This window comes from Bartonella raoultii, assembly GCF_019659805.1.
In the GTDB taxonomy this organism is placed as follows: Bacteria; Pseudomonadota; Alphaproteobacteria; order Rhizobiales; family Rhizobiaceae; genus Bartonella; species Bartonella raoultii.
Genome location: NZ_JAIFRO010000004.1, coordinates 169,472 through 186,021, shown reverse-complemented (window position 1 = coordinate 186,021; position 16,550 = coordinate 169,472). Strand labels below are relative to the sequence as shown.

15 protein-coding genes and 1 tRNA gene are annotated in these 16,550 nt (G+C 36.3%); 11 read left to right on the top strand and 5 right to left on the bottom strand.

Translation table 11 applies throughout. The features are described from left to right. Position 1 precedes the first annotated feature (1 nt). Positions 2 to 1,114 (bottom strand): D-alanyl-D-alanine carboxypeptidase family protein, encoded by a 1,113-nt coding sequence (locus K3248_RS05150; RefSeq protein ID WP_220717329.1) that lies wholly within the window; start codon positions 1,112 to 1,114, stop codon positions 2 to 4. Positions 1,115 to 1,742: 628 nt separating this feature from the next. Further along, positions 1,743 to 2,531: a lysophospholipid acyltransferase family protein gene (locus tag K3248_RS05145; protein WP_220717328.1), complete on the bottom strand. Its 789-nt coding sequence runs from the start codon at positions 2,529 to 2,531 to the stop codon at positions 1,743 to 1,745. A 142-nt stretch (positions 2,532 to 2,673) separates the two neighbouring features. On the opposite strand from K3248_RS05145, the gene thiD reads away from it, so the two are divergent. Beyond that, a complete protein-coding gene (gene thiD, locus K3248_RS05140; protein WP_220717327.1) occupies positions 2,674 to 3,537 on the top strand; it encodes a bifunctional hydroxymethylpyrimidine kinase/phosphomethylpyrimidine kinase in 864 nt (287 codons plus the stop codon). A gap of 482 nt (positions 3,538 to 4,019) precedes the next feature. Next, a complete protein-coding gene (locus tag K3248_RS05135; protein WP_220717326.1) occupies positions 4,020 to 4,601 on the top strand; it encodes an NADPH-dependent FMN reductase in 582 nt (193 codons plus the stop codon). 1,128 nt (positions 4,602 to 5,729) lie between these two features. Here K3248_RS05135 and K3248_RS05130 read toward each other — a convergent pair. Together K3248_RS05130 and K3248_RS05125 are read right to left on the bottom strand one after the other, a co-directional pair. Further along, positions 5,730 to 6,119, bottom strand: coding sequence for a VOC family protein (locus K3248_RS05130; RefSeq protein WP_220717325.1), 390 nt, complete (start codon positions 6,117 to 6,119; stop codon positions 5,730 to 5,732). Between the two features lie 540 nt (positions 6,120 to 6,659). Continuing rightward, a tRNA-Gly gene (locus K3248_RS05125) sits at positions 6,660 to 6,734 on the bottom strand. A 197-nt stretch (positions 6,735 to 6,931) separates the two neighbouring features. Between K3248_RS05125 and K3248_RS05120 the strand changes: the two genes are divergently transcribed. The 7 genes from K3248_RS05120 to K3248_RS05090 all read left to right on the top strand — a co-directional run bounded on the left by K3248_RS05120 (position 6,932) and on the right by K3248_RS05090 (position 14,175). Further along, entirely contained in the window at positions 6,932 to 7,897 is a 966-nt protein-coding gene (locus K3248_RS05120; RefSeq protein ID WP_220717324.1) for an ABC transporter substrate-binding protein, read from the top strand. A 59-nt stretch (positions 7,898 to 7,956) separates the two neighbouring features. Continuing rightward, positions 7,957 to 8,853 carry an ABC transporter permease gene (locus K3248_RS05115; RefSeq protein ID WP_220717323.1) on the top strand — a complete coding sequence of 299 codons (897 nt, stop codon included), beginning with the start codon at positions 7,957 to 7,959 and terminating at the stop codon, positions 8,851 to 8,853. Then, entirely contained in the window at positions 8,846 to 9,640 is a 795-nt protein-coding gene (locus K3248_RS05110; protein ID WP_220717322.1) for an ABC transporter ATP-binding protein, read from the top strand. The genes K3248_RS05115 and K3248_RS05110 overlap by 8 nt, the downstream gene beginning before the upstream one ends. A 5-nt stretch (positions 9,641 to 9,645) precedes the next feature. Continuing rightward, positions 9,646 to 10,686 (top strand): DNA polymerase III subunit delta, encoded by a 1,041-nt coding sequence (gene holA, locus K3248_RS05105; RefSeq protein ID WP_220717321.1) that lies wholly within the window; start codon positions 9,646 to 9,648, stop codon positions 10,684 to 10,686. A gap of 526 nt (positions 10,687 to 11,212) precedes the next feature. Beyond that, the gene (locus tag K3248_RS05100; RefSeq protein WP_220717320.1) at positions 11,213 to 12,160 is read left to right on the top strand and encodes a prephenate/arogenate dehydrogenase family protein; all 948 of its coding nucleotides are present in this window, start codon (positions 11,213 to 11,215) and stop codon (positions 12,158 to 12,160) included. Positions 12,161 to 12,813: 653 nt separating this feature from the next. Beyond that, positions 12,814 to 13,668 (top strand): YihY/virulence factor BrkB family protein, encoded by an 855-nt coding sequence (locus K3248_RS05095; protein ID WP_220717319.1) that lies wholly within the window; start codon positions 12,814 to 12,816, stop codon positions 13,666 to 13,668. A 12-nt stretch (positions 13,669 to 13,680) separates the two neighbouring features. Next, positions 13,681 to 14,175 (top strand): YaiI/YqxD family protein, encoded by a 495-nt coding sequence (locus tag K3248_RS05090; protein ID WP_220717318.1) that lies wholly within the window; start codon positions 13,681 to 13,683, stop codon positions 14,173 to 14,175. Between the two features lie 2 nt (positions 14,176 to 14,177). Here the strand turns inward: K3248_RS05090 and K3248_RS05085 are convergent, their stop codons facing one another. Then, positions 14,178 to 14,876: a TlpA disulfide reductase family protein gene (locus K3248_RS05085; protein ID WP_220717317.1), complete on the bottom strand. Its 699-nt coding sequence runs from the start codon at positions 14,874 to 14,876 to the stop codon at positions 14,178 to 14,180. 33 nt (positions 14,877 to 14,909) lie between these two features. On the opposite strand from K3248_RS05085, the gene argH reads away from it, so the two are divergent. Both argH and K3248_RS05075 read left to right on the top strand, forming a co-directional pair. Further along, the gene (gene argH, locus K3248_RS05080; protein WP_220717316.1) at positions 14,910 to 16,310 is read left to right on the top strand and encodes an argininosuccinate lyase; all 1,401 of its coding nucleotides are present in this window, start codon (positions 14,910 to 14,912) and stop codon (positions 16,308 to 16,310) included. A gap of 55 nt (positions 16,311 to 16,365) precedes the next feature. Then, a complete protein-coding gene (locus K3248_RS05075; RefSeq protein ID WP_220717315.1) occupies positions 16,366 to 16,545 on the top strand; it encodes a hypothetical protein in 180 nt (59 codons plus the stop codon). The last annotated feature ends 5 nt before the right edge of the window (positions 16,546 to 16,550 follow it).

Below are 16,550 nucleotides of genomic sequence, written 5' to 3'. Positions count from 1 at the left end.
ATCATTGGTGATGTCTTGCAGCCTTTGTCATGGGGTGGAAGATTTGTTTTTTTTGTGGAATTGGAATGTAGAATTTTTTAAGTGACTTTTCTTTTTTCTGATATTGTTTTGGTGCATAAAGAAGCTGCACTGGTAAAGGAGAAGAAGCTGAAGGTGAAGGGGCAATGAAAGGTGAAGTGAGGATGATATTGCCTTGCTCATCATAGGAGTTTGCATGCATTTTTATGGCCTCTGTGGTGCATGTTTGTTGTCGCATATCGCTTGCTTGTGTCATTTGGGTCCCATAAGGTTTTAGTGTCTTGAGGGTTAATTGGGAGGATCCTTGATGTAAAAATCCCATTTCAAGTAATTGTGCAGCTTTTTCTTCTCGTTCACTTACACTGTTAGCCCCTAAAATAACAGCAATAATTGTGCGTTTGTTGCGGGTGGCTGAGGCAACAAGATTAAAACCAGAGGCACAAATAAAGCCTGTTTTCATCCCATCTATTCCTTTAAAACGTCCTATAAGATTATTTGAATTGGGTTGAATTTTATGTTTTTCAGTAAAATCAATCGCTGGAATAGAAAAATAATGGGCGTATTGAGGAAATTCTCGACGAATCTGAACCGCTAAAAGAGCAATGTCACGTGCTGTGGAATAATTATGTGGGTTTGGTAAACCACTTGCATTGGCAAAATGGGTTCCAAACATGCCCAAGCGTCGCGCCTCAGCATTCATTTTTTTCACAAAAGCTTGTTGGGAACCAGCAATCGATTCACTCATGGCAATCGCTAAATCGTTGGTAGAATTTACTAAAGTAATGCTTAAAGCTGTATCAAGTGTAAGAACAGAACCTGCTTTATAGCCTGAACGGAGCGCAGGAGCTTTTGCTGCATATTTACTAATGGTGATACGTTTATTGGGTAAAATCTTTCCTGCATTCATGGCGCGAAAAATAATATAGGCTGTCATTAATTTTGTTAAGGAAGCAGGGTACCAACGTCTAAAGGCTTGATTATGTGCTAAGATGCGTCCTGTTTCAACATCAACAGAAATAAAGGGTTGTGCAAGAGCAGGTACACTCGTTAAACTCAAAATGAATAATAAAAGTAAATGATGAAAAAGTCGCTGCATTCAATCAATCCCCATTTTTCGTTATAAATTATTTAGAATTCTTTTAATTGTAGTACACAATGTTTTCTAGTCCATGAACAGAGAGGATAGATGGTTAATATTGTGATATCTTCTCTTTACAGAGAAAATGCATTTCATTGGGCTTTCAGTTTTTAAAGCGATTGTAAGCGATGTTTTATTTAAATAGAAATGAAAGCACACATTTTTGTTTGCTCACTGTATTTTTCATGAAACTTGATATCTCTTGCAAAAAAAGCGCACGTTAAGGATGAAGATTCCATTTTTCATTTTATAATTGTATGAGTTATTTATATATTTACTTTAAAGAAAAGGCTCATCTTTTACTTATGCCTATTTTTCAATGATATATTCTGAAGGGTAGAATAAGTTCATTATACATTACCCTTTTTATTTTTATAAAAGTATAAAATGTATACTATCATTCTTTTTTCTTACTTTCAATGTTGTACCTGCTTTTACATAGAGACTCCTCATAGGAGGAGGGAGTATATTCAGTTTTTTTAAGTTCTTTATTTTTGAATAGGACAATTTGGAATAAGAAAAATTTACGATATTTGATGTTTTTAGTATAATATACAAAAAGATGAAATCTTTTTATAAATTAAGATCATATTTCATAAAGCGTTGGTTTTGGGAGCTTTTTAACAGCATTGGGTGGTAAAGGTGGAGGGTTAGGATCCTGAGCTGCTAGCAAAAGCAGTTCATCGCAAGCTTTTTCTGTTTTTTGAACAAGTTGATCTAGGAAATCACGTTTATTTAAACCCGCTTCGATAGGGGGAAGAATGCGAACACGAATTGTTCCAGGATAGCGGCGAAAATTACCGCGTGGCCAATATAAACCAGCATTGTGTGCAATGGGGACAACTTGAAGACCAAGTTCATTGTAGAGAGCAACAATCCCTGATTTATAATTTGGTTTTTGACCAGGATTCCGACGTGTTCCTTCGGGAAAAATCAGAATTTGGCGTCCTTGTTTTACTTTTTCTTTGGCTTTTTGTATAATGGTTTTTAAAGCTTTAATCGGTGTTGTTCGGTTAATGGGGATAATTTGCGTTTTTGCCATATACCAACCAAAAAGTGGAATCCATGTTAGTTCACGCTTTAAAATGAGAGCAGGGTCATCTAAATAGGGGACAAGGCCAAAGGTTTCCCACGCAGATTGATGTTTTGGAGCGATGATATAGGCTCCTTTGGGAAGGTTTTCTAATCCTTCAATTTCATAAGTTGTACCAGCAATGTATTTTTGCAAAAAAAGTGTAACACGTGCCCATGTTTTTGGAACAATCCAAGCTTTTTTGCGTGGCATGAGAAAATAGACAGGGGCGTAAAGAATCATTTGTACAAAAGTTGTTGTATAAAAAGCGAAGGTAAAAAGAAGAGAACGAAGGATTAGCACTATACTTTCCTATTTTATCTTTATAAGAAGACTAGATATATAACGTAATTTATATGAGAAAACATCTTTCTTTATATTTTTTCAAAATTCTATTTTCGGGAACCTATTTTCCGATATTTAAAAACATAAGGAAAAAAGGTTGATGAAACCACAAGAAAACAAAGAGAAAGTTTTTATTCCACGGATTTTATCTATTGCTGGTACTGACCCTTCTGGTGGTGCGGGAATGCAAGCGGATTTAAAAGTTTTTTCAGCTATGAAAACCTATGGTATGAATGTGGTGACAGCTGTTGTCGCACAAAATACACAAGGGGTACGGGCTTTTCAGGCACTAGACGCTTCTTTTGTGGCTGATCAAATTGATGCTGTTTTTGAAGATATTCAGGTTGATGCTGTTAAAATTGGTATGGTTGCAAATGCTCAGATTGCGCAGATTATTGCTGAACGTCTTGCTTATCATAAAGCGCGGTTCATTGTTTTTGATCCCGTTATGGTAGCAAAAAGTGGTGATGTTCTTTTAACATCTGATGCGATTGAAGTTATGCGTGATGTTCTTGTTCCCATGGCAACTTTGATTACACCGAATTTACCAGAGGCAGCTTTGCTGTTGGGATATGAAGTACAATGGTCTTTAAATGCTATGTACCGATATGCTCCACAACTTGTGGCACTTGGTTGTAACGCTGTTTTGTTAAAAGGTGGGCATTTGAGCACTCTTGCTAAAGAAAATATGGAGAATAACAATTGTTCTAGTCCGGATCTTTATTGTGATTGTGAAAAGCATATTATGCTTGAAGCTCCTCGTCTTGTAACCACTCATGATCATGGTACAGGTTGTACGATTTCTGCTGCGATTGCAGCTTTGTTGCCAACACAGCCTTTAGTTTGTGCTGTTAAACAAGCAAAAGATTATTTGCATGGAGCGTTATCTGCTTCAAGTGATTTGCAAGTAGGGAAAGGACGAGGCCCTCTTCATCACTTTTATGATTTATGGAAAAATGTATGAAACAGAAACTTTTTATGGCTCTGCTATACTTTCTGTTTTCAGCTCAAAACGAACGAAATAAGTGTATATACGGTTTTTCATTAAATAGGAAGAGGTTATAATTTCCTGTTATTATGATTTTTTTCTTCCTAATGCGCACTTTATTAGAATTTATTTTTACAATAAAAAATTGAAAAAGCAAACAAACTTTATGGTTATTGATAGGTGATAGAAATTTTCTATTCATTATAACAAGAGAGATGGAAGCTATTTTTTAGTCTGAAATTTTGGAAAGGATGAGAGCTACTCCTCTCGTTTTGCTTGCAAGTTTTTTTCCTTTTCATTTTATCAGTAATATTGTTAAGGTTGGTGTTTTTAGGTGATGCTATGTAAGCACGATTGCTACCATTATAAATGGTGTTTTTGGTCTTTGTCACTTTGTTTACACTTGTTTATAAGCATTTAGTCTAATTTATCAGGTTAAAAGATAAGGGAGAATTCTGTTGAATATTGCAATTATTTTGGGATCTGTGCGTCAACCATCTTTCACAAGAACTTTAGCTCATTGCTTGGCTGATTGCCTATTGATGCGTGGTGCATCTCTTCATTGGGTTGATTTGCGTGAACAGCCTTTGCCAATTGCTGATCCAGATTATCACCATTGTGTAGAGGATAATCCAAATGTTGCAGTGCGTCAGTTTATTCAAACAATCGCAAAGGCTGATGGCGTGATTCTTGCAAGCCCTCTTTATCAAGGATCTTATTCTGGTGTTTTAAAAAATGCTCTTGACCATTTGGCGTATGATGCTTTCTTAAGGAAACCGGTTGGGCTTATTTCTCATGGTAATACAGCTAAAAAGTGTACACAACCGTGTGAGCATTTATTGCCGATAGTGCGTACACTTTATGGTTATGTACTACAATGCCAAGTGGCTTCAGCTAGAGAGGATTTTGCATCGGATGATGAAGGACGTACATGGAAGCTCATAAATAAAGAAGTTCGAGACCGTTGTGAACGGCTTGCTGATGAAATGTATATATTTTTAAACCAGCACGCTGGGAAGGATGATAAAAATGCGTATTGATTGCGTGCGCAAAATCACAATGAAGTTGCTTTCATATCCATTAAGTTAGGACAAAAAATAACGCTAAATGGTTAGCGTTGGCCTATCCATTGGAGATAAGTCAACAGGTTTAGATGCAATGCTAGGTCATATGAAGGAATGAAAGTCGTGATCATTTGAGAAAGCAAATGGGATTAACAACTTTTTAAAAATGTAGAGACAACTGGTTAAAGAGAACAGTATTAAAGTGAGCCAAGGTTTTTCTATAACGTAGTCAGAGGGGATATGAGATTTAGCACGAATGAGTCACAACAATTTAAGCTGGTAGGCCATATCAATATGGAAACTGCGCGCGAAGGAATTTATGCTAATACAGTTAGCAACAAAAAAGTAATCATTATATGATGAGACAGCAGAAATTATTAAAGAGTGACACGTAATCACTAAAAAAGAAAAATTTACTGATATACTAAAAGTGTCGGTAGGATAGTTTAGTATTGGTGATTGAAATGCATATTTTATGGATAGAAAAGAATAATGATACAAGTTTTTTCGTAGCAGATGCGCTCTTGGTTATCAGAAATATGGCAAAAGAAATTATTATAAAACTCAAAAAAATAAGTGGTGTTTTTGCCTGAATTTGATGCTTTATAAATGAAGATTAATAAAAATGATTGATCTCGTATAAGATGTGCTGGAGAGATAAAAAACTTCCATTAAATTTATAGGCGGGCTGAGAATATTTTATGCATCTTGCGTCTTAAAAAATGAATTGCACAAAATTGGGTATCAAAATCTATAAAACTTGCTAACCAGATCCATAAAATCAATAAGTTATAGCACGATAAAAGTGCTGTGGAAGAGGAGATGGGAATGTTCAATATAGCTAGATGATTAAACTACGTTTCCTATCCTGCTGGATTCCTATGTCGCAAGTTCTCTTATATTGGTTATGCAATAACGCCAACAGATTTTCAAACCAATCAGATCACCTATGGGAAAGGGTAGTTTGTGCGGCTGCAAGTAATAGAACAGGACCAAATGGATAAGTTACGCATCACAAGTAAGCTTCTAGTGTGCATAGCTTATAAGTTGTGGAAACAGACAATTATTATAATTCAGGCGATTAAGGATTGGGCTTAAGGCTTTTTAATCTAGTGGACAAACGCGAATAATATGGCCATCGGGATCTTTGATGAGGAAGGTACGTCCAAATACGTCAGTATATGGTTCTTTCAAGACATTTATTTCAACGGTGGTTTGTTCTTGCCATTCCGCATGTAGTTTATCTACGTCCTCTCCATGAGGCAACATAATGCCGATTTCTGAAAAACGAGGCACATTTTTCTCAGGTGCATCACCTCCAGACCAGAGTGCAAAGAGTGTATTACCTGAAGAAGCAAATGCAACATAGCGTGGCGAGGTGAAAACAGGCTCTTTCTTAAAGATGAATTTGTAAAAAGCAGTAGAATACTCTATGTTTGATACGTATATCAGTTGTAGATTTGGGGTAACAGGATGCGTAGGGATATTGTTCATGAGTACTCCTATGATATAATAGTGATTGCTTCAAATAAGGTATCTGTATAGAGAATTTTTACAACAAAACTGAGCAGAATTTAAAAAATTGTTGGAGAAGGTTGGTAAAAAAGAAAGTGCTTTTTAGGTATATGTTCGAAAATTCTATTCTTATACTTATATAGCTTCACATTAGATTTTGTACTCAGTGGGAAGAGGAAGGAGAAATATGTGCTAATTTGTTGTTTTTATGTATAACACTTAGCATTATATGTGTGGTTTTCAAAATGAATTTTGACGCTTGAAATTGTCGAGAAGAATTAAAAACGATAAAATCAGAACTCGGGTATAAAAATGAGGGAAGGCTTTGAAAGGTTTTTAAAAATTCTTTGAAGCTTTTTAAAAAGTTTGTTAAAGCCCCAAAAATATCTTTGGAAACTCTTTACAAAACCCTTTGGAAAAAATGAATTAATACAAAACTAAGTTTCAAAATATACAAAACCTGCTGGCAAGCTACACTACAGCAACACCTACCATAAAACTTATAGCGTTTTAAAATTCTGGAGCGGGCGATGGGATTCGAACCCACGACCCCAACCTTGGCAAGGTTGTGCTCTACCCCTGAGCTACACCCGCTCACCGATTCGAAACATATTTTGCTTCAGACGTTGCTTGTATGGCTTAGGCTTCTTCGAATTGCAACAAAAAAATAATATTTCTATTTAATTTATTGTGCTTTTGTTTCAAAAAGAAAAATAAATATTGATTTTAAAAGCTATTTTTAATAGGTTCTCCTTCTTTCGCGGTTTTTTTAAAAGGTGGGTGGAATAATCATGTTTAAAGTTGTAGGTATGTGCGTTGCCTTTATGGCTATTTTAATGACAAGTAGCTTTGCAAAGACAACAGAGAAAGTTAAAGTAGCAATTACGCAAATTATGTTGCATCCTGCTGCGGATGCAGTTCGTCATGGGGTGATAGATGCACTTGCAGAAAATGGTTATAAAGAAGGTGAAAATTTAGAACTCACTTTTTTATCAGCACAAGGCAATATTTCTACAGCAACCCAAGTTGCACGTAAGTTTGTGGGTGATAAACCTGATGTCATTGTAGCGATCAGTACACCTTCAGCGCAAACAATGTTTGCAGCAACAAAAACAATTCCTATTGTTTTTGGTGCGGTTTGTGATCCTATTGAAGCAAAAATCGTTTCCTCTCTTACCAAACCTGGTGGAAATGTAACGGGCGTTTCTGATCGCGTAGATGTTGCAGCAAGTCTTAAGATTTTGCAGGAAGTAAAACCAGATTTGAAAAAAATTGGTTATCTTTATAATGCTTCTGAAGCCAATTCAGTTTCAACTCTTAAGGTTTTAAAAGACTTGGCAGATAAAGCTGGAATTGAAGTGATTCCTTCATCAGCGTCTAAACCTTCTGATATTCAGGCCGCAACACGGGCTTTAGTTGGTAAAGTGGATGTTGTCTTTGTTCCTGCTGATAACACCGTTCTTTCTGTTTTAGAAGGAGCAGCACAAGTAACTGAGGAAACGCATACGCCGTTATTTACGGTTGACTCTAATACGATAGGAAGAGGACCTTTTATGACGCAGGGTGTAAGTTTCTACGATGTTGGAGTTGAGGCAGGTAAATTGGTTGTGCGTATTTTAAAAGGTGAAAAACCTGGTGATATTGATGTTGTATTGGCAGCAAATGATAATATTCGCATTGATACAAAAGAAGCCCAAAAAGTTGGTATTGTTATTCCTCAAACAATTCTTAAACGTGCGACAAAGGTTCTTCAATAAATTTTCATGGATATAATGTTGATACGATAAAATACGTTAAGTTTTCAGGGGGTCTTTGCATGAATATATTTGCGTTTTCTGGCGCTGTGGAGTTAGGACTGATTTATGCGTTTGTCGCTATAGGAGTTTATCTCTCGTTTCGTGTTTTGGATTTCCCTGATTTAACGGTTGATGGTTCGTTTCTTCTTGGTTCATGTGTTTGTGGTGTTTTGATCCTTCTGGGTTTTAATGCATGGATGGCTATGGCATGTGCTTTTTTAGCAGGTATGGTGGCTGGTTTATTAACGGCTTTGCTCAATTTGCGTTTTGGCATTTTAAATCTTTTGGCTTCCATTTTGACAATGTCAGCCCTTTACACCATTAATCTTCGTATTATGGGGATTACAGGAGGTTCTAATGTTAATTTGGCACTTTCTGATACTGCTTTAACGCCTTTTTATGGTCTGTTTGGTCTGTCTGATATTTTTATTCGTCCACTTTTTGTTGGCATTGTATTATTGATTGTTACGTTGTTCATTTGGCGCTTTTTGGAAAGTGAAATGGGGCTTGCTATGCGTGCAATGGGCACGAATCCACAGATGGCTACGGCGCAAGGCATTCATAGGACAGCATTCATTTATTTTGGAATGGGGCTTTCTAATGCTTGTGTAGCTCTTGGAGGGGCTCTTTATATTCAAACAGCGATCGCTACCGATATTACTGGTGGAGCAGGGACAATCGTTTTTGGATTAGCCGCTGTTATTATTGGTGAAACGCTCTTTCGTACGCGCAGCATTTTTTGGATTCTTGTGAGTTGTATTACAGGATCTGTTCTTTACCGTGTGGCAGTACAGTTTGCATTTGAAGCAAACGGTATTGGTATTGATACTTCAACAGATCTTCAGTTGATCACTTCTCTTTTAGTTGTTGCGACTCTTATTTTATCACGCTATTGGAGGAGGCGTAAACATGATTGAACTTTCTCATGTAGGGGTGACTTTTAAACCTCATACGCCTTTGGAAAAACAAGCTTTAATTGATATTAACCTCAAAATTGATCGAGGAAGTTTTGTTACTATTATCGGTTCGAATGGTGCAGGTAAATCAACTTTGCTTGGTGTTTTAGCCGGTGCAATTCGTCCTACGGCAGGCAAAGTGGTGATCAATGGGCAAAATGTTTCTCAGCAGTCGGTTAGTCAGAGAGCTGGAAAAGTTGCTTGCGTTTTTCAAGATTCGTTAAAGGGAAGTTGTGGTTCTTTAACAATTGAAGAAAATTTGGCTCTTGCTGCTCTTCGCGGTAGTCGACATAGTTTGCGTTCAGCTTTAAATCGTGAAAGGCGACAATTTTTTCAAGAAAAAATTGCACAGCTAGGTATTGGTCTTGAATCGTATATTCATAATCCTATGGACAGTTTATCTGGTGGGCAACGTCAAGCCATTTGTCTTGTTATGGCTACCTTAGCCCATGCTGATGTTTTATTACTTGATGAGCATACTTCAGCTTTAGATCCAGGAATGGCTAACTTTGTGATGCAATTGACAGAAAAAATTGTTGAAGAGCAAAAATTAACAACTATTATGGTAACACATTCTATGCGTCAGGCCCTTGATCATGGGGATCGAACACTGATGTTGCATGGAGGAAAAATTATTTTAGATGTCTGTCAAGAAGAGCGTAAGGGATTGAATGTAAACGATTTAATTGGTATGTTTCAAAAAGTTCGTGGGGAAGCTCTTGATGATGATGAATTGTTAATGGATTAAATATTTTGGCTCAGAAAAAAGCGCATGAAGTTGATCATTTTCTAACGCGTTTTTCACATGCCTTTCCTATTGTTCTTATTTATGGGCCGGATCGTGGTCTTGTTTGTGAACGTGCTCAGTGTTTTGCTAAGCTTACAAAGGTGAATATAGAAGATCCATTTGCAACGATTCGTTTAGATGCTGCTGAGATTGATAAAGATCCAGCACGTTTAGAAAATGAAGCACAGACTTTGTCACTTTTTGGGGGAAATCGTTTAATATGGATTTCTAATGCTGCTAACCAAAAAAACTTTCTTACTGCACTGAAGCTTTTGATTGAAAAAATACCGGAAACCAGTTTTATCCTCATTGAGGCAGGGGATTTAAAAAAAGGAACGGGTTTGCGCAATGTTATTGAAATGGCTTCAAATGCAATGGCTTTGCCTTGTTTTGCTGATGATACGCATTCTCTTGATATTTTGATTGATGAAGTTTTAGGATATTTTAAGAAAACACTTTCTTTGGATGCACGCAATTGGCTACATGGAAGCTTGGGAGGAGATCGCCTTGTTTCACGGAGTGAATTAGAAAAGCTCTGCCTTTATGCTTCAAATGTTCATATAACTCTTGATGATGTGAAAGCTGTTATTAGCAATGTGAGTGCTCTTTCTCCAGATGAAGTGATTGATGCTCTTTTAGTGGGTGATATACGAGGTTTTGAATTTCATTTTAGTCGACATGCAGCATTGCATGGGACACTTTTCCTTATTTTAAGTACGGCACAACGGCATTTTCAGCAATTACAGTTTTTGCGTTATCAAGTGGAAATTGAAAGAAAAACGCCCTTTACAGTGATTTCTCAAGCGCGCCCTCCTATTTTTTTCCAACGCAAAAAAATAGTAGAACAAGCTTTAAGATATTGGAAATTGGAACAAATTTCTTATGCGATGGAAAGAATTCAGAAGGCTGTTTTAGATAGTCGTAAAAATCCGCTTTTAGGAGAAGCTATCATTCGCCAAGTTTTACTAGGGCTTACAATTTTTGCTCGACGCCAAATGGCTACTTAAAATATTAAGCTGTCTTTAAAAGGTTATATTTTTTCATATTTGCTTCATTTTATGACAGAAAGAGAAAGAATATTTTTAAATACAATATCTTGTAGTGACTATTCGTAAATGGCTTTACATATAAGGGGTATATTGATGTGCTCTATTATAAAAACTTTGTTATGATACCTCAGAATCTGTTACAGAAAATAGGTCTTTCTTACACAAAAAGTGCTTTTTGAAAAAAGGTCTCATACTTTTACGTGAAACGGTTATTATTCTTGATCAAGAATTTATAAGAGCGTATCTATATTCCGTATGGTATGCTGAATAGACAAGCTTAATATGAGACTTTTTTATTCATTTTGAGGGTACATTTTGTAGATAAAAATGATGTATGTGTAGCTTGTGTAGATGATGATGAGTTGTGGGGGGCCTTATAATTCATTTTCTTGCTTTTTTTAATATTTGATACATAACTCTTGAATAAAGGATAGATTAATTAGGACTTGGTATCTGTGTAAGACGAGTCTTTTAAAGGTGAAAAATGCCCCATATTCAATTTGAAAAAATAGCATTGATTGGAATTGGTTTGATTGGGTCTTCTTTAGCAAGGGTCATTAAGAAGAACAAGCTTGCAGCTCAAGTTTCTATTGCAACCCGCCGTCAAGAAACATTGAAAAGAGCACGCGAATTGGGGCTTGGGGATTTTTATACAACAGAGAATGCACAAGCTGTTGAAGGAGCGGATTTGGTTATCCTTTCTGTTCCCGTTGGGGCGAGTGCACAAGTGGCAAAAACTATTCGTGATCATTTAAAGCCTGGGACAATTGTAAGTGATGTAGGCTCAACAAAAGCATTGGTTATTGCAGAAATGGCACCTTTATTGCCTAAAACAGTTCATTTTATTCCAGGACATCCGATTGCTGGAACGGAATATTCAGGACCAGATGCTGGCTTTGCTGATTTATTTATAAATCGTTGGTGTATTTTAACGCCTTTTGCTGAAAGTGATGCAAAAGCTGTAGCAAAATTGACAGAATTTTGGAAAGCCTGTGGGGCACGTGTTGAAAAGATGGATCCAAAACATCATGATCTTGTTTTAGCAATTGTTTCGCATTTGCCGCATTTGATTGCTTACAACACCGTTGGAACAGCCAGTGATTTAGAAAAGGTAACAAATTCAGAAGTCATTGCTTATTCTGCTTCAGGTTTTCGTGATTTTACTCGTTTGGCGTCTTCTGATCCTGTGATGTGGCGAGATATTTGTTTGCATAATAAGGATGCCATTTTAGAAATGTTAAGCCGTTTTAGTGAAGGGCTTGCTTCTTTAGAAAATGCAATTCGTTTGGGAGATGGTGAGACATTGTTTAATTTCTTTACGCGTACACGTGCTGTACGTCGTAATATTATTGATGCGGGGCAGGAAATTGATGCTCCTGACTTTGGGCGTCATAGCATTGCTAAAGAGAGTGTTTCTCAAAAGAGTGTGTAAAACAAAAAATTGTTTTATTCAATTGCATAGATGTTTTTTTTAAGTCTATGATTTATAAGGAATTCTTCTTTTTCTTGAGTTGAGAAGGCTATAAAAAAGAGGTGGTCCTTTGCATATTAATGATTTATCGATTAAAATTTTGCATATGTAAGCTTATCACCTAGGATCCTTCTACCGTTGTGATATATAAAAGAGCACTGTGGATTTAAGGAAAAGATTAAAAAAATTAAACTGTACCATTGTCTTGTGTTTTGGTTATTTTCATTTCAAATTGTTTTTTTGCATAATTTTTTATGGTATAGTGTGTTTGTTTTTTACTGTGGTTTTTATATGATTTAAATGAAAAAAAGATCATTTGATACATATCTAAGTGTGTCATAAATTATGTGTGATGGCATAAAGATTACAGGATATTTTATTGTGATCTATGTGTAGGTCTATAAATAGTGATGGTGAGGATGTAGTTCTTCATGATTATTGGCTTTTTATAGAAAAAGTTTTTTGATTTTTCTTTTCAATTTTTTGAAAATAGATAGACTTGACCGTGCTGATCATTGCCCTTTATATTAGAGAATATTTTGTTAGAGTTTTGTTATTTTTGTAAGATGGGAATGGGTTAAAGAAAAAAGAGTATTACCAGAGAGTATTAGGATTTGTTAAAAAATATCTTTTGGTATAGCTATCGTATTTTTATTAATGCAGTAAGTCATTATTGGCGTGATAATGGGAGTGCTTTTGCTAGTCATGTTGCGCTTTCAGGGCTTTTAGCACTTTTTCCTTTTTTTATTTTTGGAACATCTCTTGCCAGTTTCTTTGGCGCTTTTACATATACGCCGCAAAAAATCAAAGCGGTTATGCATTTATTACCAGATGTTATCGCGGATCCTTTATCGAAGGAAATTATCAATGTTATAGTTCCTCATCGAGGAGGAGTGCTGACACTTTCTGTTATTGGAGCGGCTTATTTTGCTTCTAATGGCGTAGAGGCTTTGCGTACAGCTTTAAATAGAGCTTATCGTGTGGTTGATCGACGTAGTTGGTTTTTTTGTCGTTTCCAAAGTTTGTTTTTTGTCATACTTGGAGCTATTGGTCTTGTTGTAATCAGTTTTTTGTTAATTTTGGCACCTGTGTTAATCAAAGTTATGCGAGATCATTCTTTATTCATTAATGAATATATCACTATCATTCGTTTATGGCGTTACGTAATCGCCGTTATTGTTTTATTTATGAGTCTTTTGATTGTTCATAAATGGCTTCCAGCTGAAAAACGAAAATTTATAGATATCTTACCAGGAATCATAGTAACGATGTTTGTATGGTTTATGGCTTCTATTGCTTTTGCATATTATTTAACAATGTTTGATTATAATTCTACTTATGCTGGATTAGCATCTATTATGGCTGCCATTATTTTTCTTTATATGCTGAGTGCAATTTTTATTCTTGGAGGAGAAATAAACGCGGCAATCATGTTTTATCGTGGCTATATGCAGCCTTCAAAACAATGAAAGAATTTATTATTGTTTGAAAGACAAGAGACGAAAACAAAAAGAACATCAAATATCACGTTGTTGGTTGATGCTGATGCTTGTCCTGTAAAAGATGAAGTTTATCGTGTTATGAATCGTTATCAACTGAAAACATTTGTTGTTGCAAATCGTTTTTTGTTTCTTCCAAATGAAAAATGCATTGAACGAATTGTCGTTGCAAGCGAATATGATTGCACAGATGATTGGATTGTAGAACATGTGCATGAAGCAAGTATTGTGATTACCAGTGATATTCTTTTAGTGGCACGCGTTGTGAATGCGTGTGGTATTTGTCTTTCACCAACGGGGCGCATTTTTGATATAAACTCTATTGGTTCAGCTTTGGCAATGCGTAATTTGTTGAAAGATTTACGTGGGCAGGGACATATAACAGGCGGTCCTCGCCCTTTTTGTCATAAAGATCGTTCTGCTTTTTTGTCGGCGTTGGATTTGGTAATACAACGCTTAAAAAGACGCGGTTATTAAAATTATTGCATTTCTCTCATGATGATGGCTTTGATAAGCGCCTTAGCATCATCATTGGACCATGGAGCTGCACCATTGAATGAAGCAATGAGATAACCATCTTTATCGATAAGAAGTGTGATAGGTAATCCTAAAGCAAGCCCTTGTTTTCTAACATTGTTGAAAATACTCATTGTTTCATCGCGATAATAGACTAAATTATCAGCGTGAACATCTTGTAAAAATTGTTGAATTTTTTCAGCAGAAGCAGTTTGGTCCGTATTAATAGCTATGACATCGAAATTTTCCCCATTCATTTCATGTTTTAATTGTGCCAATTCTGGCATTTCCATACGACAGGGTGCACACCAAATAGCCCATAGATTAATTAAAAGAGGTTTTCCGGTAAATTCGGCAAGTGTATGCTCGTTTCCTTGAATATCCTTAAAGGCAAATGGCTTTATATCATAGAGCTTATCAGCAAATCGTATGTTGGTAAAAAAGCCTTGCGCTGCTTTTTTTATTGGAGCTATTTTTTCTTCTTGTATTTTTGTAGTATTATCTCCAGAAATAGAATTGGTAAAAAGAGATATTCTTTTATCATGAGGGCTTTTTATTGTGTATAAACCTATGGCAAAAATGATCGCAATAAAAAAGCAGAGGATGAAGACTTTTCTTTTTTTGTTTTTCTTTTGAGATCTGCTAAGAGTTTGAGAAGCCATGATTTTTATCCTTTTTATGTGTATTTTTAGAATATGACAGATGAAAAATTAAAAAACCAAATATGGGGCGGTAGATTTACAAGAGAACCTGCTGCAATTATGGAAAAAATAAATGCTTCGATCGATTTTGATAAAAAACTTTATCGGCAAGATATTGAAGGTTCGCTTTCTCATGCTGCTATGTTAGCGCAAACAAAGATCATTTCACAATCCGATTATGAAAAAATTGCTGATGGTTTAAAGCATATACGTCACGAAATTGAGGACGGTACATTTGTCTTTGCACAAAAACTTGAAGATATTCATATGAATATTGAAGCGCGTTTGAGCGAATTGATTGGTCCTATTGCAGGGCGTCTACATACTGCACGTTCACGCAATGATCAAGTAGCTGTTGATTTTCGTTTGTGGGTGTGTGAAAAAACACGGCAAATAAGGCAGGCCTTAAAAGAACTTATGGAGCAATTGCTTATGCAAGCAGAGCAGCATGTTGATACTTTTATGCCTGGATTTACCCATTTACAAACAGCACAACCAGTTACATTTGGCCATTATATGATGGCTTATGTTGAAATGTTTGGCAGAGACTTATCACGTATGCATGATGCACTTGAACGCATGAATGAATCTCCTTTGGGCGCTGCGGCTTTAGCTGGAACGGGTTTTCCTATTGATCGTTTTATGACAGCAAAAGCACTTGGTTTTCGGGAACCTACACGCAATTCCATTGATAGTGTTTCTGATCGTGATTTTGCATTGGAATTTTTAAGCGTTGGTGCTTTGTGCGCAATGCATCTTTCGCGTTTGGCAGAAGAAATAGTGCTTTGGTCGAGTGTACAATTTAATTTTATTCATTTATCAGATGCTTTTACGACAGGTTCGTCTCTTATGCCCCAAAAGAGGAATCCTGATGCAGCAGAGTTGGTGCGCGCTAAAGCAGGCCGATTAAATGGTGCGTTGGTTGGGCTTTTAACTGTGATGAAAGCTTTACCTCTTGCTTATTCAAAGGATATGCAAGAAGATAAAGAATATGTGTTTGATGGGGCTTCAAGTTTAGAATTATCGTTGGCAGCAATGACAGGCATTATAAACGACCTTGAAGTGAATAGAGAAGCTATGAAGCAGGCGGCTGATTTAGGGTATGCAACAGCTACGGATTTGGCAGATTGGCTGGTGCGTGAATTGGGCTTGCCTTTTCGTGAAGCGCATCATATTACGGGGCGTGTTGTAGCATTAGCAGAAAAAAAACAGTGTCGTCTTAACGACCTGTCATTAGAGGAGCTTCAAACAATTTGTTCTAATGTGAATGTAACAGTTTTTGATATTTTGGCAGTTGAGAAATCTGTTGAAAGCCGCAAAAGCTTTGGGGGAACAGCGCCCTCAGAAGTGCTGCGTCAAATTGCATATTGGAAAAAATGTCTTGCAACAGTTTGAATCATTTCATTTTAAGGACAAAAGGTAGAAAAAGCGATATGAGAAAAGGGGACACATGAAAGTTATTTTAAAAAGTTTGATAAGTGTCCTGTTTTTCAGTGTCGTTACAGTTGGATGTGGGCGCAAAGGCGCTTTAGAATCGCCTTCCTTAGCTATGGATAAGACTGTTCAAGGAAAGTCTATTCTTAAAAGAGAAGACGATAAACCTTTTATTCTTGATCGCTTGATACAATAGAGGAA